Origin of the sequence: Imperialibacter roseus (assembly GCF_032999765.1) — a bacterium.
GTDB classification, from domain to species: domain Bacteria; phylum Bacteroidota; class Bacteroidia; order Cytophagales; family Cyclobacteriaceae; genus Imperialibacter; species Imperialibacter roseus.
This window is the reverse complement of the sequence record NZ_CP136051.1, coordinates 5,118,771-5,135,098: the sequence shown is the minus strand read 5'-3', so window position 1 is coordinate 5,135,098 and position 16,328 is coordinate 5,118,771. Positions and strand designations below refer to the sequence as shown.

At 46.3% G+C, this 16,328-nt stretch carries 20 protein-coding genes; 7 read left to right on the top strand and 13 right to left on the bottom strand.

The annotated features are described in order from the left end of the window. The first annotated feature begins 113 nt into the window (after nucleotides 1–113). On the top strand, nucleotides 114–1,568 hold the full coding sequence (locus RT717_RS21685; protein ID WP_317488449.1) for a sodium:solute symporter: 1,455 nt from the start codon (nucleotides 114–116) through the stop codon (nucleotides 1,566–1,568). 58 nt (nucleotides 1,569–1,626) lie between these two features. Here RT717_RS21685 and RT717_RS21680 read toward each other — a convergent pair whose 3' ends face one another. The 3 genes from RT717_RS21680 to RT717_RS21670 form a co-directional block, all read right to left on the bottom strand. Continuing rightward, on the bottom strand, nucleotides 1,627–2,148 hold the full coding sequence (locus RT717_RS21680) for a transposase (protein ID WP_317488448.1): 522 nt from the start codon (nucleotides 2,146–2,148) through the stop codon (nucleotides 1,627–1,629). Nucleotides 2,149–2,335: 187 nt separating this feature from the next. After that, nucleotides 2,336–2,965: a 2'-5' RNA ligase family protein gene (locus RT717_RS21675; protein WP_317488447.1), complete on the bottom strand. Its 630-nt coding sequence runs from the start codon at nucleotides 2,963–2,965 to the stop codon at nucleotides 2,336–2,338. Between the two features lie 312 nt (nucleotides 2,966–3,277). Further along, the gene (locus RT717_RS21670; protein WP_317488446.1) at nucleotides 3,278–3,610 is read right to left on the bottom strand and encodes an MGMT family protein; all 333 of its coding nucleotides are present in this window, start codon (nucleotides 3,608–3,610) and stop codon (nucleotides 3,278–3,280) included. Between the two features lie 61 nt (nucleotides 3,611–3,671). Here RT717_RS21670 and RT717_RS21665 point away from each other — a divergent pair, with 61 nt between their 5' ends. The 3 genes from RT717_RS21665 (at nucleotide 3,672) to RT717_RS21655 (ending at nucleotide 6,039) form a co-directional block, all read left to right on the top strand. Further along, nucleotides 3,672–4,355 carry an SDR family NAD(P)-dependent oxidoreductase gene (locus RT717_RS21665; RefSeq protein WP_317488445.1) on the top strand — a complete coding sequence of 228 codons (684 nt, stop codon included), beginning with the start codon at nucleotides 3,672–3,674 and terminating at the stop codon, nucleotides 4,353–4,355. Nucleotides 4,356–4,425: 70 nt separating this feature from the next. Then, nucleotides 4,426–5,394 (top strand): YpdA family putative bacillithiol disulfide reductase, encoded by a 969-nt coding sequence (locus RT717_RS21660; protein WP_317488444.1) that lies wholly within the window; start codon nucleotides 4,426–4,428, stop codon nucleotides 5,392–5,394. A 108-nt stretch (nucleotides 5,395–5,502) separates the two neighbouring features. After that, nucleotides 5,503–6,039 (top strand): YfiT family bacillithiol transferase, encoded by a 537-nt coding sequence (locus RT717_RS21655; protein ID WP_317488443.1) that lies wholly within the window; start codon nucleotides 5,503–5,505, stop codon nucleotides 6,037–6,039. Nucleotides 6,040–6,056: 17 nt separating this feature from the next. On the opposite strand, the gene RT717_RS21650 is transcribed toward RT717_RS21655, so the two are convergent. The 3 genes from RT717_RS21650 to RT717_RS21640 are packed head-to-tail and all read right to left on the bottom strand — an operon-like array spanning nucleotide 6,057 to nucleotide 7,579. Next, nucleotides 6,057–7,049 carry a HipA domain-containing protein gene (locus RT717_RS21650; RefSeq protein WP_317488442.1) on the bottom strand — a complete coding sequence of 331 codons (993 nt, stop codon included), beginning with the start codon at nucleotides 7,047–7,049 and terminating at the stop codon, nucleotides 6,057–6,059. Continuing rightward, nucleotides 7,042–7,371 (bottom strand): HipA N-terminal domain-containing protein, encoded by a 330-nt coding sequence (locus RT717_RS21645; RefSeq protein WP_317488441.1) that lies wholly within the window; start codon nucleotides 7,369–7,371, stop codon nucleotides 7,042–7,044. Before RT717_RS21645 ends, RT717_RS21650 begins: the two co-directional genes overlap by 8 nt. Then, entirely contained in the window at nucleotides 7,358–7,579 is a 222-nt protein-coding gene (locus tag RT717_RS21640) for a helix-turn-helix transcriptional regulator (RefSeq protein ID WP_317488440.1), read from the bottom strand. The genes RT717_RS21645 and RT717_RS21640 overlap by 14 nt, the downstream gene beginning before the upstream one ends. 247 nt (nucleotides 7,580–7,826) lie before the next feature. On the opposite strand from RT717_RS21640, the gene RT717_RS21635 reads away from it, so the two are divergent. Then, nucleotides 7,827–8,408 (top strand): hypothetical protein, encoded by a 582-nt coding sequence (locus RT717_RS21635; RefSeq protein ID WP_317488439.1) that lies wholly within the window; start codon nucleotides 7,827–7,829, stop codon nucleotides 8,406–8,408. Here the strand turns inward: RT717_RS21635 and RT717_RS21630 are convergent. After that, nucleotides 8,405–9,571, bottom strand: coding sequence for a metallophosphoesterase (locus RT717_RS21630; RefSeq protein ID WP_317488438.1), 1,167 nt, complete (start codon nucleotides 9,569–9,571; stop codon nucleotides 8,405–8,407). The two genes, RT717_RS21635 and RT717_RS21630, sit on opposite strands and share 4 nt — an antisense overlap. Nucleotides 9,572–9,891: 320 nt before the next feature. On the opposite strand from RT717_RS21630, the gene RT717_RS21625 reads away from it, so the two are divergent. Next, nucleotides 9,892–10,560: an OmpA family protein gene (locus tag RT717_RS21625; RefSeq protein ID WP_317488437.1), complete on the top strand. Its 669-nt coding sequence runs from the start codon at nucleotides 9,892–9,894 to the stop codon at nucleotides 10,558–10,560. Nucleotides 10,561–10,584: 24 nt separating this feature from the next. Then, the gene (locus RT717_RS21620; RefSeq protein WP_317488436.1) at nucleotides 10,585–11,262 is read left to right on the top strand and encodes a porin family protein; all 678 of its coding nucleotides are present in this window, start codon (nucleotides 10,585–10,587) and stop codon (nucleotides 11,260–11,262) included. Between the two features lie 200 nt (nucleotides 11,263–11,462). Here the strand turns inward: RT717_RS21620 and RT717_RS21615 are convergent, their stop codons facing one another. The 6 genes from RT717_RS21615 to RT717_RS21590 form a co-directional block, all read right to left on the bottom strand. Further along, nucleotides 11,463–12,356: an alpha/beta fold hydrolase gene (locus tag RT717_RS21615; RefSeq protein ID WP_317488435.1), complete on the bottom strand. Its 894-nt coding sequence runs from the start codon at nucleotides 12,354–12,356 to the stop codon at nucleotides 11,463–11,465. A gap of 5 nt (nucleotides 12,357–12,361) precedes the next feature. Further along, nucleotides 12,362–12,829, bottom strand: a complete 468-nt coding sequence (locus tag RT717_RS21610; protein ID WP_317488434.1) for an SRPBCC family protein — start codon at nucleotides 12,827–12,829, stop codon at nucleotides 12,362–12,364. A 4-nt stretch (nucleotides 12,830–12,833) separates the two neighbouring features. Beyond that, on the bottom strand, nucleotides 12,834–13,337 hold the full coding sequence (locus RT717_RS21605) for an SRPBCC family protein (protein WP_317488433.1): 504 nt from the start codon (nucleotides 13,335–13,337) through the stop codon (nucleotides 12,834–12,836). Beyond that, on the bottom strand, nucleotides 13,334–13,669 hold the full coding sequence (locus tag RT717_RS21600; RefSeq protein ID WP_317488432.1) for an ArsR/SmtB family transcription factor: 336 nt from the start codon (nucleotides 13,667–13,669) through the stop codon (nucleotides 13,334–13,336). Before RT717_RS21600 ends, RT717_RS21605 begins: the two co-directional genes overlap by 4 nt. Before the next feature lie 228 nt (nucleotides 13,670–13,897). Continuing rightward, on the bottom strand, nucleotides 13,898–15,196 hold the full coding sequence (locus RT717_RS21595; RefSeq protein WP_317488431.1) for an alpha/beta hydrolase family protein: 1,299 nt from the start codon (nucleotides 15,194–15,196) through the stop codon (nucleotides 13,898–13,900). Between the two features lie 115 nt (nucleotides 15,197–15,311). Beyond that, on the bottom strand, nucleotides 15,312–16,094 hold the full coding sequence (locus RT717_RS21590; protein ID WP_317488430.1) for a hypothetical protein: 783 nt from the start codon (nucleotides 16,092–16,094) through the stop codon (nucleotides 15,312–15,314). Between the last annotated feature and the right edge of the window lie 234 nt (nucleotides 16,095–16,328).

The following is a 16,328-nucleotide window of genomic DNA, read 5'->3' as shown; positions in this document are numbered from 1 at the left end:
GTATTCCGTTTATTTTATTCCAGATGAATTACTTTGCCAGAGTGATGTTCTGTTCGTTAATTTGGTTTGAATATCCCGCAAAATTAAGAAAATAAACTGACATCCCGATAGATATGACACCTACTCTTGTTCTCGCCGTCATTGGAAGTTATTTTTTACTGCTCTTCGTTATCTCCTATTTTACCTCCAGAGGCGCTACTTCGTCGACATTTTTTACGGGAAACAGAGAATCTCCCTGGTATTTGGTGGCCTTTGGGATGATCGGAGCTTCATTGAGTGGTGTTACGTTCATCAGTGTTCCTGGCGAGGTGGGTAATAGCGGTTTCAGCTATTTTCAGGTAGTGTTGGGATATTTGCCTGGGTACCTGATCATTGCCACAGTGTTGATGCCTCTTTATTACAAACTCAATTTGGTCACGATTTATACCTATCTCGAACAGCGGTTCGGTGTGGCTTCTTACAAAACAGGTTCTTTTTTCTTTCTCCTCAGCAGGGTGGTTGGGTCGTCTTTCAGGCTGTTTCTGGTGGCTGGTGTATTGCAGTTGGCAATTTTTGATTCTTTTGGTATCCCCTTTTGGGCTTGCGTGCTCATTACCATCGGGCTGATATGGTTGTATACTTTTAAAGGAGGTATAAAAACCGTTGTGTGGACCGATACTCTGCAGACCGGCTTTATGATCCTGGCCGTAGTTGTTAGTATATACCTCATCAGTACCGAATTGAATATTGGAATTGCAGACATAGGATCTACGGTTGTGAAAAGCGAGTACTTCCGGGTGTTTGAATGGGATTGGCAGAGTGGCAGAAACTTTTTCAAACAGTTTTTTGCAGGAGCCTTCATTGCCATAGTGATGACAGGCCTCGACCAGGACATGATGCAAAAGAACCTCACCTGCCGCAATATTGGCGATGCCCAGAAAAATATGTTTTGGTTTTGCGTGGTGCTGGTCATCGTTAATTTTTTGTTTTTGAGTCTGGGGGCGCTGTTGTTTATGTATGCGGAAGCCACAGGCATTCCTATTCCTGACCGTACCGACAATCTGTACCCGATGCTAGCGCTTGGTCATTTCAATACTTTTGCAGGAGTGCTTTTTCTCCTGGGCATTGTAGCTGCTGCGTACAGTAGCGCTGATTCAGCTTTAACCGCCATGACAACCTCTTTCTGTGTCGACTTTTTGGGTTTTGAAAAAAAAGAGGTAAAAAACAACGACAAGGTAAGGATGCTCGTTCACCTGGGCTTTTCCTTTCTGCTCTTTTTCGTCATCCTTATTTTCAACGCCATCAACGATTCGAGCGTAATTAATTCTGTGTTTACAGCGGCTGGCTATACATATGGGCCCCTGCTCGGGCTCTTCTCCTTTGGGCTTTTCACTAAACGCCCGTTAACAGACAAGTATGTGCCGGTAGTTTGCGTGCTGTCGCCATTGTTGTCGTACCTCATCAACATTAGCTCCGAAAGCCTTCTGTGGGGATATAAGTTCGGATTTGAGATTTTGCTTTTGAATGGGTTGCTTACTTTCCTCGGCCTTTGGGCGATTAGCAGCCGTAAAGTAGATGTTCCCGTGTGAGGGCGATCAAATTGAGGAACCTAAATGGTTGTTGGGTGTGTCTTCACACCCGTGGCGTTTATGTCCTTTCCTTAATATGAGTTAATATTCCAAACTCATCGATTCCAGTTTCATAGAACCTTGCAGAAGAGTACTTATAGTCTTCTGGCCTTTCTGCCAACCGCCAATGTTCCTGCAAAGGGTTATTATGGATATAGGTGAGCTTTTGGAGGATGAATTTATCGGAGTATAAATGGATCGGAAGCGAATGCCTCATCCAGATATTGTGAGAGCGGCTGACCGAGAGAACTTTGAAATCAGAAAGTAGCCCAGGGTTGCTGGCCTTTATATCTTTGAAAATCACATGGCTTGTGAATTTCATAAAGCTAGTGTGGGGGAGTTCGTTACCATTCAATTCCAGCATCTCCCAGATGATATGGAAGTGGTTGGGCATGATAACAAAGCCATAGACGACCAATTTCCCACTTTGTGTCAAAAACCTCAGGCTTTCAATGAGCACTTCTTTGTACGAGTCTTTGGAAAGGAGGGGTTTCCAAGCCTTGATGGTGGCAATGTAGAAGTAGATGTTATCAAGTTCCATTTTCTGAATGGGTGTGAAGACACTCCCTAAAACGAAAAGCATTAAAAATAGAAATTATCTGTGGCGAATGTAGCAGAGAGGACAGTGTCTGTAGTTTAATTCGCCAGAGGGTGTGTCTTCACACCCGCAATGAATGTTGAAAAATAGGCGTTCCAGTGTGAGTTTCCCCACACTGGTACTAACACAGCTAATTGAATTCCAATGTCATTTGACCTTTTTCCTTTGAGGCGGTTGGTGCTTCAATAAAAGGAGGCCGATGCCTGGAAACTTTTTGAAAGGGCGCTTTAGAAAGCACTTTATTTTTTCCTCTACCGATATACTTTACGAGTAAAGCGCTTTCGGCTCTGAAGCCCTGGTGATAACGATGCTGAACAAACGCATTGTATAAAGAGCCATAGATTTTGCTGTCGAAATCGGCACCAATTGTCAAATGTGGATGATCGGTAAACGTCATATTACTGATGTCGATGCCCATGTCTTTTGTGATAGAAAGAAAGGCATCATGAAAAAGTCTATTTCTCTCCTTCAGCGTTCTGGCATTCTCCACTTTTATGAAGAGAGTGCGGCTTTGTGGAAAGTGAGAAAAGCCATTAAGCGACACATCGAAAGTATCGAGATAAGCTGCCGCCTTTCTCAGTGCCTTGATCAATTGCTGCTCGTCGGCCACTTCAGCCTCAAAGGAAAAAAGTGAAATGAACGCCTCTGAGGTCATGAACTTGAACTTCCCGGCTCTCTGCTGTATATACAGCTTGCACTGGTGTACATAAGAAGCCACTGGCTGTGACGCAGGAAGCTGAACTTTGTAGAACATTTTCATAGCGGTAGTATTTGCTATCAAATTTAGTAATACTAAAACATTATGCAAAAAATGTTGGAATAAATTACTACAAAAGTTAGTATTAAGCTAAGGCTGCTCAAAAGCCGCATCAGGTGGCAAGAAAGGAAGGAGTGATGGTTTTGAATTTCAGGAGTTGGTACCTGAAGCTCATATGTTATTTCTCTTTTGCCACTTGGTGCTTAGAGAAAGTGGACGTATAGATACGAAGGGAGGCGTTGGTGTTTTGAAATTCAGCAATTAGCACTTGGAGCTTACTTGCTATTTGTCTTTTGCCATTTGGTGCTTCCCCGTTTACTCTAGTTCTTTCATCGGATCCCAGAATAACTTGTCAAACGCCACGATCTTGTCATTGTTCACCTCAATGCCTTCTGTCTTCAATAGATCTTCCATTCTGGAGCCTCCAAAGTGGTGTTTGCCGGAAAGCACTCCCACCCTGTTTACCACCCGATGTGCCGGCACGTCGTCGGGCATGCCAGCGCTGTTCACCGCCCAGCCAACCATGCGGGAACTGCCCTTGGTGCCAAGATAGTTAGCAATAGCACCGTAGCTTGTTACCCGACCTTTGGGGATCAGTCGAGCCACTTCGTACACATCCTGGAAAAACGACGTCTTGTCTGCTGGCATAGGAGGCTCAAATATTACATCTTGCAATATCTTATTTTGACCAGGCAAAACAGAAAATGTTATGCAGAAAATTGTGCTGATTACAGGAGCCGGGGGAAATCTTGGCGAGGCAGTTGTGAACGAGTTTTCAAGCTTGGGCTACAAGGTGATAGGCACGGCGGTGCCCGGTCACTTACCAAAAGGACCGACTAAAGCTGAGTTTGTCGAGGCTGATTTGACCAACGAGAAAGCGGCTTCAGCCACCATAGACAAGGTAGTTGCCAAACATGGACGCCTCGATGCGGTGATTATGTTGGTCGGTGGCTTTGCCATGGGAAATATTGAAAATACTGATGGTACTGATCTCGACAAAATGCTCCACCTGAACTTTTATACAGCCTATTTCACAGCCAGGCCAGCGTTTCAAACAATGGCAAAAACAGGCGGAGGTAGATTGGTGTTTGCAGGTGCCCGGCCGGCCATTCAAGCTGCGGCTGGAAAAGACACGCTGCCCTATGCACTTTCGAAGTCCTTGTTGTTTAACCTGTCCGACATCCTCAACGAATCAGGCAAGGGTAAACACATCACTTCAAGCGTCGTGGTGCCCAGCATCATCGACACGCCTCCCAACAGAAAGAACATGCCCGATGCCGACTTCAACAAGTGGGTGAAACCAGAAAAAATTGCCAAGACCATTGGCTTCATTTGCTCTGAGGAAGGCGACGCCTTGCGGCAGGGTGTTTATAAAATTTATGGCGATAGCTAATTGAACGTTGCAGATGAAACCTGTTGGCCGAATTTGGGGTTGGCATAAGGTTAGGTTTTAAATATTACTGATGTTAGACGTATTTGTGATAGGTGCGGGCCCCATTGGGCTGGCTTGCGGAATAGAGGCTCAGAAAAGAGGCTTGAGTTATGTGATTGTGGATAAGGGCTGCCTGGTCAACTCTATTTATAACTACCCGGCCAATATGACCTTTTTTTCTACTTCGGATAAATTGGAAATAGGGGAGGTGCCGTTCATTTCTCACAATCCCAAACCTACCCGACCGGAGGCCCTGGAATATTACCGCCGGGTGACCAGCTCCTGGAAATTGAATGTGCGACTGTATGAGCCTGTCAATAGTGTGGAGAAGAAGGGTGATTTTTTTGTTATCACCACCTCCAAAGCCACCTTTGAAGCCCGCAATGTGATCCTGGCTACCGGCTTTTACGACTTGCCCTATTTGCTGAATGTGCCCGGCGAAGACTTGCCCAAAGTAAGGCATTATTACAAAGAAGCGCATCCCTATTTTGGGATGAAGGTGCTGGTGATTGGGGCGGCCAACTCAGGGGTTGATGTGGCACTGGAAACCTACCGAAAAGGAGCGAAGGAAGTGACGATGGTAATCCGGGATGATGTGATCGGCGAAAGGGTAAAATACTGGGTGAAGCCGGACATTGAAAACCGGATCAAAGAAGGGTCGATTAAGGCCTATTTTAAATCACAAGTGACTGCCATTAGAGAAACGGAAGTAGACATCGTGACGCCGGAGGGCATGAAGACCCTCGAAAACGACTTTGTGCTGGCCATGACGGGCTACCAGCCTAGTTTCAGCTTTCTGAAAAGTATGAACATCGAAATTGGCACCGATGATTTTCTGACACCTGTTCACAATCCCGAGACCATGGAAACCAACGTACCAGGCATTTATCTGGCAGGCGTCATCTGTGGAGGCCTGAAAACCAACAAATGGTTTATTGAAAACTCCAGGGTACATGCGGAGGTGATTATGGAGGGAATTGCGAAGAAGGAGGCGGTTTGAAGTTTGAGGTCTCCAATGGGTTTGAATCCTTGGAGGGTTAATAAAATATTTTGCTAAGCTGGTTGCTTTCTTTTTAAATTCATCTTTCAATTTTTTCAACACGAATCCATGGAAAACCTCGAAGCGCTCAAATACCCAATAGGTGATTTTATCCCACCAAAAGATACATCGCTGGCGATGCGTAGCCATTGGATAGAAGACATTGCCCATTTGCCCTCGCAATTGAGGACGGCAGTCGTGGGCCTTTCTGAGGAACAGTTGGAAACTCCCTACCGCCCCGGCGGTTGGACGATACGGCAGGTAGTGCACCACATCCCTGATAGCCATATGAATTCGTATATGCGCTTCAGATTGGCGCTCACAGAGGACAATCCGACCATCAGACCCTACGAAGAACAGCTATGGGCTGAGCTACCCGATGCAGCGCATGGAGAAATAGATCTTTCTCTCGATTTGCTTGAAATGCTCCACAAGCGATGGGTGGTGCTATTAAAGGCGATGTCTGAACAAGACTACCAACGAGCTTTTGTTCATCCAGCCTCAGGAAAGACATCCAGGCTGGCCACTGTGTTAGCTATGTATTCCTGGCATGGCAGGCACCACCTGGCGCACATTACGGAGCTAAAGAAAAGGATGGGGTGGTAGCATAGCAGCTTTCCGGATCACAGTCCGAGCGTATCAAATCTCGAGTTGATCAACTCTTGAAAATTCACCTTCATGTCTTCAGGCAAAAAACTGATGTCAATGAAATCCTCCCATCTGGCTAGCGAGTTGGAAAATCTCCTGTAAATATTGTCCATGGCTTTTTGTTCGATTCCCGCAGATAACATGGCAGTGTCGAAATCAGCTTTTTTCAGTTTTTTCTTTTTTCCGTTTAAAGTCAGCGCAAGCTCTTCATCATCTTCTGGCAATACCAGGGCCGATGCTACCAGATCATAGGCGGGGCAAAGATTATAATTCACTCTGTCGGCTTTTAACAATGAAAAATTCTTGAGATGCATATCATTATTGCCTGTCAGAAAGCAGAAGATAACCTGCTCGTAAAAATTGATGACGTCAAGGCCGGGATTTGCCGAGTATCTGAGGAGGGTTTTTGCTATCTGTTCATAAGACCCCTTGTATTTGTGCTCGGTTAGCCTTTCGGTCAGTTGACACATGTCTTCCATATGCAGTTTCCTGGCAGCGACACTTTTTCCTGATACCTTTTTTCGATCTATTCGTTTGGTGATGTAGGCTAACTGCCCTGATTTGAGACTTATTAGCGAGTGCTCCACGGTGTTTATTCCACATAGGGTTGCCAAATGCATCGTTAGGTCTTCGTTCTCCGGCAGGTGTTTAAATGCTTCTGTCTGTGGCTTCAAAATGTACTCACCCCATATACCGACTATGGTAAACCTTTCAGGAACCTGACTGTTTTTTACGTTTTCAATTCTGAGAGATAGCTTCGGCTGGACGCCAGTGACTGCTTTGTGGCTTTTGATAATCTGCTCAGCAAGTTGTAACATATCGTTCTCTGTGAAGGGTAGTTCTGGAGGGGCAGCCGTCCCAAAAAACTTCTTACTACACGATGGATGGAAGCCAGCATCCCCCGCTTGAGTCGCCAGGTCTTCTCCAATGAGAGGTTGATAGCAATAGAGGCATGATTTTCTATTCATTCTCTTCAGCGTCTACTGGTTCAACAGAAACAGCCCCGATACAGTCTCTGCAGGTGGCCAATAGCAAGCTCATTCTGTCTCGGACATTGATCTTCCAGCTCTTCTCGGCTATTTCCAGCAGCCAACCTTCAGGGATCAAGCCATCAAAAAAGGGGAACAGCATGGCACTGTGATAAACCTTGTCTGTAAGTGGCATGGTCAGGCTAATGGGCTCTCCTCCTTCGGTGACATACTTCTTTTGATACGCAAAATGATAGCCTTCATCGTCCTCAGCAAGGAATCCGGCCAACTCACCATGCATGTATATTTTAGCTTTTTTCATCGAGTAGCGCACTTCTGTTGATTGCCTTTGGCCCGAGTTCATACCCGAAGAGTTTCAACACCTGATTGACTTTGCTCATTTGTAAAGTTTGTTTTCCTTGCTCCATCTCACGCACAAACCTCAGCCCCACGCCAGCCTTTACTGACAACTCCTCCTGGGTCAGTCCCAGCGACTTTCTTTTCTCTTTAACGAACTGGCTTAAGTCCATATCTTAATATTATACCTTTACGGGTATAAAAATAGTCAATAATCTTTAGATTATACCTGTAAGGGTATAAAATAATCAGAGAACTATAAAATTATACCCTTTAGGGTATAATTTTCATCAGAAGGTAATAAATATACCCAACCGGGTATAAATAGCGGCGATTGCTCTGTTCATCAGTACTCTTTTAACCCAACTGTCAATTCTGTTGAGTATCTTTCTCACACATTACGTCGTTAAGCAGCATCCTATGAAAAAGCTTTCTCTCCTATTTGTCCTGTCCCTCCCCACGCTGCTCCTGGCGCAGCAGCCCAAGCAATTCCTTCTCTTCGATACAGAATTCACTTACAGCAAACAGAACGCAGACAATTCCACACCCAGCAAGTCGCACTATTACGTAAAAGGCGATATGCTCAATACCCAGCGGCCTACCGATTGGACTTCGCCTGTTGACTACCGCAACGGAACGGTGCACATTCGACTGGAAGTGATGGAAAAGCCTGCCGGAGGCTACCCCACGCAGTGGACGCTGTGTTACATTCCCAACAAAGGCCAGGGCAACGGCTACGGCTGCACCAATACCGGCCTTTATACAGCAGAAGGAGTTTACGAAGTGGACGTTCCCATGACGGAATTCTGGGAGAACGAGTCGATCATCTGGAGTGAGGGCATCAAACAAATGGATCTCGTGATCAAAGATGACAGTGGGGGGCAGGGCCACGCCCACAAGCGAGCCGATCATGAGCACTTTTTTCCAACCAAAGTGCGCATCACCATGGTGCAGGTAGCAGCAGGGGAAACGTATGACCCGTCAATATTACCGAATCGCTAAGGCAGGTTGAGAGGCACAAACTCACTCGACACAATTTCCCCGTCCTTCACCTTATAAACCGTAAACCCTGAACGCACAGTAAAACCGGCTTCATGCTCAAACTCACCTGGTCGGGTAATGGCTGAAGTTTGCACAAATCTGGTTTGATCACCAATCATTGCCCCCTCCATGGCGGCATGGTAATGCCCGGACAGAGCCAATGGGTACGGCCTCTTTCCAATTCTTTTTCTTACCTCATTATAGTTATAAACGATATGCCGATGCTCAAGCTTTCCATTTTGCATCAACAAACTAGGCCCATAGAAGACGTCATTGTCATAGTCCTGGAAAGAAAAGCCTGGTGAGACAAAGGGAATGTGGTTGAACGTAACGATGGGCATATTCGGAGCCACATATTTCAGGTCATTTTCCAGCCAGGCTAATTGAAGTGAGTCAACTCCTCCGAAGTAGTACAGGTTTTGATAGTCCACCCCATCGATGGAAATAAAGTGTATACCCCCATAATTGAAAGAATAATAGTCAGGCCCAAGGAAGTGTCGGAACATCTTTTTGCCGTACAACGGGTGTTCGCTGCTCACCAGAGATTTGTCTCTTTCGATGCCAAAAAGCTCGTGATTACCCACGCCGCTATATACCGGCATGCTGAATTTACTTATTTCCGCCAAGTACATTTTGTAGTAGTTGCTGGCGGTAGCTTCGTTCACCCGGAGGGCATCCCTGATGAGGTCGCCAGAGACGATGACAAAAGCTGGCCCAATGGAATCCACCATTTGCCGGAGTCTGGCTATCCTGAGCAGGTTCAGTGAGTCCACGTGCGTATCGGAGGCATGGATAAAGGTGAATTCCTTCTGGTCTTTGCTTTTTGCCAATGCAAACGTGACAGTGGCAGCCTTTGGGTAGTAGTACTTGCCGGTATAGCCTGTGGGTTGTGTGATGAAAACATAAGGAAAATCGGTGGTAGACGTCAGTGTGAATTCGCCTTTTTCGTCAGTAACGGTGGTAATCGCCTGGTCGGACACGGTAACGTTGGGGAGCCCGGCTTCTTTGGCATCTTTTCTGCCATTGCCGTTGACATCGTGAAACACAACTCCAATTATTTCAGTGTCCTGTGCAAAGAGAGGCAAGGCGGCAATTATGAAAATTAACGTAAATAAGGTTTTCATTACATGCGGTTATAAAGGCAGCTGGCACGGTGAAAGAACTGGTCTGCCATTGGCAAAGAAAGTGCACACGCAACCTGCCGATAAATTACAAATTTTCGGTTTCAAACAAGGCACCAGCCCCTCCTCCCTTTTTCCGTTTTGCGACAGAACCTCTAAGCCAATGCGTGATTTATGCAACTCATATAGACAGATGTGTAACTCGCAGCGGCTTCAAGGAGCCTACTTTTGATGAAAATATTCCTTCTCTCAAAAGGTGGGCCTTATCCGATCTGAATACTTCGGGGTGACTCACTACCACATCAATCAATAAGTAGCTAAGTATGAAAAATTCAAGTAAGAGTTTGATCTTCCTTTTAAGCGTGGCTTTGGTCTTTTCAGGCTGTGCTGCCAATAAAACTAAGAAAGGGGCAGCTGTTGGCGTAGTTGGTGGAGGCGCCATGGGAGCCGTTATTGGCAGGGCTTCTGGAAACACAGCCTTGGGTGCTATTATCGGAGCCGCCGTTGGGGGCACTGCCGGCGCTTTGATTGGCAACAAAATGGACAAGCAGGCCGCTGAACTGGAAAAAACCGTTCCCGATGCAAAAGTGGAAAGAGTAGGAGAGGGCATCGTGGTCGAATTTAGTAGCGACGTGCTCTTCGGGTTTGATAAATCTGACCTTTCGTCAGAATCAAAGACTTCGCTGGATAAGCTGGTGAAAGTGCTCAACGCTTATCCCGACACGGACATTGAAGTGCAGGGGCATACTGACAGCAAAGGATCTGAGTCTTATAATCAGGGTTTGTCGGAAAGAAGGGCAAGTACTTCATCAAACTACATAAGGAGCCAGGGAATCGCCTACAACAGGGTGCGCATCAAAGGGTTTGGTGAATCGGTGCCGAAATACAACAACGGTAGGTCTAGCGGACAGGCCCAAAACCGTAGGGTGGAATTCCTGATCTCTGCCAACGAAAAAATGAAGGCAGAAGCTGCCAAAGAAGCCTCTAACTAATTCAAACAATCTAAGAAAACTAAAATGAAAGCAAGACAATTATACATCTTCCTTGCCCTGGTCTTTGCTGCGTCAGCGGCCATGGCTCAAAGCACTGCATCAGAAAATGACGGTGTGGCCATTCTGGGTGGGGTTAATTTACAGAACTTTAATGGAAAAGATTTTAACGGAGACAAACTTGAGAATGACCTACTGGCTGGTTTTCATGCTGGCCTTAATATCCAAATACCCATTGCTCCTGAGTTTTACTTTCAGCCAGGGCTGATGTTCAGCACCAAGGGAGCCAAAAATACAACAGGACAAGTGACGAGTACTTACAGACTCTCGTATTTGGAACTGCCTTTGAATCTGGTGTACAAAAGCCAGGTGGGTAATGGCTATATTATGCTGGGCTTTGGGCCTTACGTGGGGTATGCTGTTAGTGGCAAGGCTACCTATGTGTCTGGTTCTGTAGAAGTCAACAATGACATTGAATTCACCAATGAAGTGAATGACGGCGATGCATTGCTAACCCCCTATTTTAAGCCACTCGATTTTGGGGGAAATATTCTGTTTGGCTATGAGATGGCTGGTGGTTTGTTTTTTCAGCTCAACTCGCAACTTGGTATGGTGAAAATCAACCCCGACGATAATAGAATCGCCAACGACAAAACCAACGTCAAAAACACAGGCTTTGGCCTTTCAGCCGGCTATAGATTTTAGTAGAAGACTTCCCAGGAGGAATGCAAGAAACCCCTTTGGTCTATGATAGGATCAGAGGGGTATTTTTTTGTTCAGCGCATAATGAGCATCCAGTCTTTCCACACCAGCTATCACAAAGGAATCTTATGCACCTCGAATGGCCATCCTGATTCCTTCTTTGTGCTACGGCCGGCAAGGGCTGTCGGCACCACCGATTCGGGCTACTCACTCTTCAAAAACTCATCTATCACTGACAACGTCAACTCGGTCGTTTTGCTTCCCTGATAAGATCCTTCCACCTGCCCCATATACGAGCCATGATTGCCGGGTAGTATCATTAACCTGGCATTGGGAATCAGCGCTGCCATAAGGGAGGCATGACTGTTCTGCACCACATCCTGATCGCCATTGATAATGAGCGATGGTGCCTGAATAGATTGCAGCAAAGCCACATCCCAATCCTGAAACCCGAGCATCCGATTTTTATCATGATTGAACATGGCAAGGAGTTTAGTAGAGTCAGGATTGATTGCCCAAAATGCTTCTTTCAGGTCGGCCGGCATATTATCGAGGCTGGCATGCTCCATGCCATCAAAAAACCCTGGAAACATGCCTTCTCTTTTGAAAAAAGCTGAAGCGATGATCAGTTTTTTTACTATTTCAGGGTGGCGGATGCCAATTTGCATCGTGGTATTTCCTCCATTGCTGAAGCCGAAAAAGGAAGCTTTGGCAATGCCCAGATTTTGCAGAAGTGTAACCACGTCGTCCGCATCCTGCTCAAATGTTTCCGGGGCATCCCGGTCGCTGGTGTGGCCGTGGGCCTGTAGCTCAACGGCAATGAGCTTTTGGTTTTTCGCCAGTTCGGGGATAATATTGCCAAACGTGGTTTGTATAGTTGAACCGCCTCCGTGGATAAGTACGAGCGGCTCTCCTTCACCGTGAATCTCGTAGTACATTTTCAGGCCGTTGACGTCCGAATAACCGCTTTTGAAGTAAGCAGGCTTTTCAGTTGATTTTGCTGATTCCATCGGCTCATTATTTTTTGTACTGCATGAAGCCAGCAGGGCAACTGCCACACCAAGGCTCAGTATTATTGGTTGAGACAAATTCTTCATAGTTGTCATTTTTTGGCGACAAACTTTGTCAGGTATTGGGCAAGTTTTTCGATGTTCTGTTTCAAGCCTTCGTCGGCACCGTACTTTTTCACTACTTCTATGAATTGCTCCCTGCTTTCGAACAGCATGTGCCAGTGCATCAGTGTTTTTTTGCCCTGACTTTCAAACTCAACCGTCGTTAAAAACGATGGAGAAGAGACATGCTTATACACAATTTTTTTATGCCTGATCACTTCTTTGAAAATGCTTTCGTTCGGGTAGTCGGTGCCGTCTGGCCCATGCATCACCTGCGACCATTGTCCGCCGGGGTGCACGTCCATTTGACTGATGTCGGTTGTGAAGCCATTCGGCCCCCACCAGTTTTTCAGGTGATTGGGGTCAGTCCACACTTCCCACACCAGCTCAATGGGGGCATTGAACAGTCTGGAGATCCGTAGCTCTCTGTCTGAAGTATCTAAATGATCTTTTGCCATGGTGTTATTTTTTAAGAAAGTCGGTCAATTTGGAAAAAGTCGCACCAAAGCCCCGCTGCATATCTTCGGCGATGGAATTAAAACCGTCAATTTCCTCTTGTGTAGCATCGAACGGTTCTCCTGTTAGTTCGATACTTGTTTTGCCGCCTGTTTCGGTAAACCGAAGGCTGTAAAAAATTTCTACTGGCAGCTTTACATCGAAAGGAGCCGGAATAGGATTGCCCTTTTCATCGGCAAATGCATTGGTAAACTCTAACAGGTCGTGGGCATTAACCGTCTTGAAGAGAAATCTTCCATAGTTCACGTGTTCGCCAAACTTCATACTGAAATGGAACACGCCACCTGGCCTGAAATCGAGGCTAATGGCGCTGTTCTTCGTTTCTACAGGCCCCCACCATTCGTTCAGTGCTTCGGCTGTGCTGAAGGCATTGAATACCAGCTCCTTTGGAGCGTTGAACTCATAAGACAGCCTCAGCTTGTCTTTGTCTGAAATTGTTGGTGCATTCATTTGTCGGTCTTTTTTTCTGATTGAATTTTGGTCAGGTATTTATCCAGAGAGTCGAATTTGCTCATCCAAAACTGCTTGTATTGCTCTATCCAAGCCGAGGCTTCGGCGAGGCCTTCCAGTTTGGCCTCACAGTAGCGCTCCCTTCCTTGCTGACGGATGGAGATGAGTCCGCACTCCTGCAAAATCTTTACATGGAGTGACACAGCCTGCCGACTTACATCAAATTTCTCCGCCAGGGCATTCACATTGAGCGACTGGTGAGCCACCATGCCAATAATTTCCCTGCGGGTGGGGTCTGCTATTGCCTGAAATACGTCTCGTCTGGCCTCCATAATATGCAAGTGTTTGCTTGCAAATATATGCGCAAGCATTTACTTGCGCAAGTCTCTTTTGAAAATTGTTATTGATTAATAAAAATCATGGATCTGAATGGATGTTGTAACAACGGTTCTCTCCACTCCAGCCATCCCGTAGGGATCTTCTACTTCAAGAAAGTCGCTCCCTCAAGCCCTGCATGTGTTGCCACCAGCTAAGGCTGTGTGCACCACGGGCACCACGGCCTATTTCTCCGGTGCATCGTGCGCCATCTGCAAACCAATGGAAGTCCTTGGCTTGAAGCCCGTCCACACCTCTGCACTTGACTCAACAGGCACATCCAGGTACTTCTTATACTCCGCCATCCCCTTCAAATGCATACCCAGAAAGGCAGTCACGAAGTGCTGGTTGATATTATTGATGCGGCGCATGTCCCACACCGAGTCGGCGTAGCGCAGGTATTCGTTGATATTCAATCCTGGCTGCATAGCCTCCACGGGCGGTGGGTTGGGCGCCACATTGTGCCGTGCGTCTATGTATGTGAGCATATATCTGTCGGAATTGACAGCGCCTTCATAAATAGCTTTGATGCCCTTTTCGTAGCCCGACACATCGTCCATGCTGCCAGCGACAAACAGCGACGGAATCTTGATACCGGCTAATCCTTCTGCATCCCAAAGTCCTCTTTCCATGCCCCATGGAGCAAAGGCCACAATTACTTTGATCCTCGGATCGATGGAAGCTTCAAAAGCAGCATTGCCCCTCATTCGTACGGCCAAAGCCTTGCTACCCCCCGCCATGCCACCAAATAGCTCCACGGCTTGTGGACTGTAGCCACCTCCGGCCACATTCACAGCACCATAGCCACCCATGGAGTAGCCGACGAGCGCTGTGTTGCCGGTATTCACCAGCCCTGCCAGAAACGAACCTTTGTCTTTGCTAAGCCTGGCGATTTCGTTCAGCACAAAAAGATCATCCAATGAACGGTTGAGCAGGGTACTGGGGAAGCCATCGGCATCTCTGAAGGTTGATTCCATGTGATCGATAGACACCACCACATACCCTTTGGACGCCAGGTTTTCTGTGAGGTAGGTCATCAGGTAGCGGGAACCAGTGTAGCCATGTGATACAATGATCAGCGGGTAAGGGCCGTCTTTCAACAGCGGTGCTGCCTTGCGGGTAGCTCTTCCAGAAAAGGAAAAAGGAATGATCGGTCGCTCAGGATTACAGTTTTGGCCCATCACTTCATCGTAGGTAATGAGCCCTGCCGGTGCAGTGGTTGGGTACCAGACCTCCAGCGTCAGCTTTCTGTCGTATCGAGCTAAACTGTCTTTGGCAAAGCTCAGCACATCCACCTGGTTTTTGTTGACCACCTCTATGGTTTGCACGCCCACCGCATTGCTGCCTCTAACGGACAGCTCGGGGGCATCTGGCAGGGCATCGCCGTAAACGAAGGTTTTCTGAGTGCTTTGGCTAAAAGCTGGCTGGTAGATGCTGGAAACAGCAAGAAGCAGCAAGATAAGGAGGGTAGGGCGACGTATCATATGTAGTTGAAGTAAGTAGTGTTTCAATATAGGGAAAACACGGGATTTGGGGGAAGGTTTTGGCGGAGTAGGTGGCCAACGGCTTTGCAGGTTTTCTAGGCTACTGTTGGGCTAACTAATTGCTGCCGTCGCAAAAGCGAAAAAATTCATGTAGCAGAGATTCTAGCTCAAAACTTGGGTTACTCCTTTTGATTACCTTGTATTGTCCATTCTCCCTCCACTCAAGGATCCAATCGGGAGCGCAAAAATGTGAACGGTTATACATCTCCATATTTTCGGAAATGAAGGGGTCTAATTCTCCGATTTTAAGATAAGTCATGAGGTCAAGATTTCTTCGAAATAGCGAACTGTCTAGTACAAATTCACTCATCTGAAATCTAAATTTCAGAGAATCTGTGATCGCCGACTTCTTAAAAATGTCACTCTTGTAAGTTGGCCATACTTCTTCTCCCATTTTTTTGATTTCCCTTCGTAATTTTGAGATTTCCCGGCTAGTTAGTTTTTTCTGATTGAAGTATGATAGTTTATATGAATTGTCAGCTTCGGTTTTACACACCGCCCGATACCCATTTGGAGAATTCTCGATTCTAACTATTCTGCTAACGTCGTGGCACGGAAAATAACAAACTCGAAGCATTACGGACTCTGCCTCCTCAATTACTGGCTCTTCAAAAAGCAAAAGCCTGATTCTATTTCGCTCTAAGTCTGACCAGAACACGAATTTTTCATCCGTCCTTTCAGTAGTGTCAATTTTTCCTTCAGATATGAGGCGTTTCAGGATTGGGGTGAAATAGTGTACTGTATCAGTTACAGCATCTGAATACATAAACCTAACTGGCTGGCCCCTAACTTGAAACAAAATCATCAAACCCAAAGCAATCAAAAAGCTATTCTTCATTCGCCAGAATTGGTAATAGAAATTGAATATAAGAACTGTCTTGTTCTTCTAATACAATTTGAGTCATTCATGATATTACTAGGGTGTTAAAGTTTGAGCATTGACATTGAGCAATCGCTCAATTCTCCTTGTTTGTTCATTTTCTTGTTGCTTTGGCGGCTCAAGGGACTTCCAGATCGGTGATGTGCATCCTGTAAACCTCCTGCTATTTTCGTACCTTTTACCCTCCACTTT

Bases quoted from the DNA above. Each gene is read 5' to 3' on its own strand.
- RT717_RS21670 (WP_317488446.1), bottom strand. From the start codon at position 3,610: ATGCCAGCAGACAAGACGTCGTTTTTCCAGGATGTGTACGAAGTGGCT.
- RT717_RS21595 (WP_317488431.1), bottom strand. From the start codon at position 15,196: ATGATACGTCGCCCTACCCTCCTTATCTTGCTGCTTCTTGCTGTTTCC.
- RT717_RS21600 (WP_317488432.1), bottom strand. From the start codon at position 13,669: ATGGAGGCCAGACGAGACGTATTTCAGGCAATAGCAGACCCCACCCGC.
- RT717_RS21645 (WP_317488441.1), bottom strand. From the start codon at position 7,371: ATGAAAAAAGCTAAAATATACATGCATGGTGAGTTGGCCGGATTCCTT.
- RT717_RS21650 (WP_317488442.1), bottom strand. From the start codon at position 7,049: ATGAATAGAAAATCATGCCTCTATTGCTATCAACCTCTCATTGGAGAA.
- RT717_RS21615 (WP_317488435.1), bottom strand. From the start codon at position 12,356: ATGAAGAATTTGTCTCAACCAATAATACTGAGCCTTGGTGTGGCAGTT.
- RT717_RS21610 (WP_317488434.1), bottom strand. From the start codon at position 12,829: ATGGCAAAAGATCATTTAGATACTTCAGACAGAGAGCTACGGATCTCC.
- RT717_RS21675 (WP_317488447.1), bottom strand. From the start codon at position 2,965: ATGAAAATGTTCTACAAAGTTCAGCTTCCTGCGTCACAGCCAGTGGCT.
- RT717_RS21630 (WP_317488438.1), bottom strand. From the start codon at position 9,571: ATGAAAACCTTATTTACGTTAATTTTCATAATTGCCGCCTTGCCTCTC.
- RT717_RS21625 (WP_317488437.1), top strand. From the start codon at position 9,892: ATGAAAAATTCAAGTAAGAGTTTGATCTTCCTTTTAAGCGTGGCTTTG.
- RT717_RS21685 (WP_317488449.1), top strand. From the start codon at position 114: ATGACACCTACTCTTGTTCTCGCCGTCATTGGAAGTTATTTTTTACTG.
- RT717_RS21660 (WP_317488444.1), top strand. From the start codon at position 4,426: ATGTTAGACGTATTTGTGATAGGTGCGGGCCCCATTGGGCTGGCTTGC.
- RT717_RS21605 (WP_317488433.1), bottom strand. From the start codon at position 13,337: ATGAATGCACCAACAATTTCAGACAAAGACAAGCTGAGGCTGTCTTAT.
- RT717_RS21655 (WP_317488443.1), top strand. From the start codon at position 5,503: ATGGAAAACCTCGAAGCGCTCAAATACCCAATAGGTGATTTTATCCCA.
- RT717_RS21590 (WP_317488430.1), bottom strand. From the start codon at position 16,094: ATGAAGAATAGCTTTTTGATTGCTTTGGGTTTGATGATTTTGTTTCAA.
- RT717_RS21640 (WP_317488440.1), bottom strand. From the start codon at position 7,579: ATGGACTTAAGCCAGTTCGTTAAAGAGAAAAGAAAGTCGCTGGGACTG.
- RT717_RS21635 (WP_317488439.1), top strand. From the start codon at position 7,827: ATGAAAAAGCTTTCTCTCCTATTTGTCCTGTCCCTCCCCACGCTGCTC.
- RT717_RS21665 (WP_317488445.1), top strand. From the start codon at position 3,672: ATGCAGAAAATTGTGCTGATTACAGGAGCCGGGGGAAATCTTGGCGAG.
- RT717_RS21620 (WP_317488436.1), top strand. From the start codon at position 10,585: ATGAAAGCAAGACAATTATACATCTTCCTTGCCCTGGTCTTTGCTGCG.
- RT717_RS21680 (WP_317488448.1), bottom strand. From the start codon at position 2,148: ATGGAACTTGATAACATCTACTTCTACATTGCCACCATCAAGGCTTGG.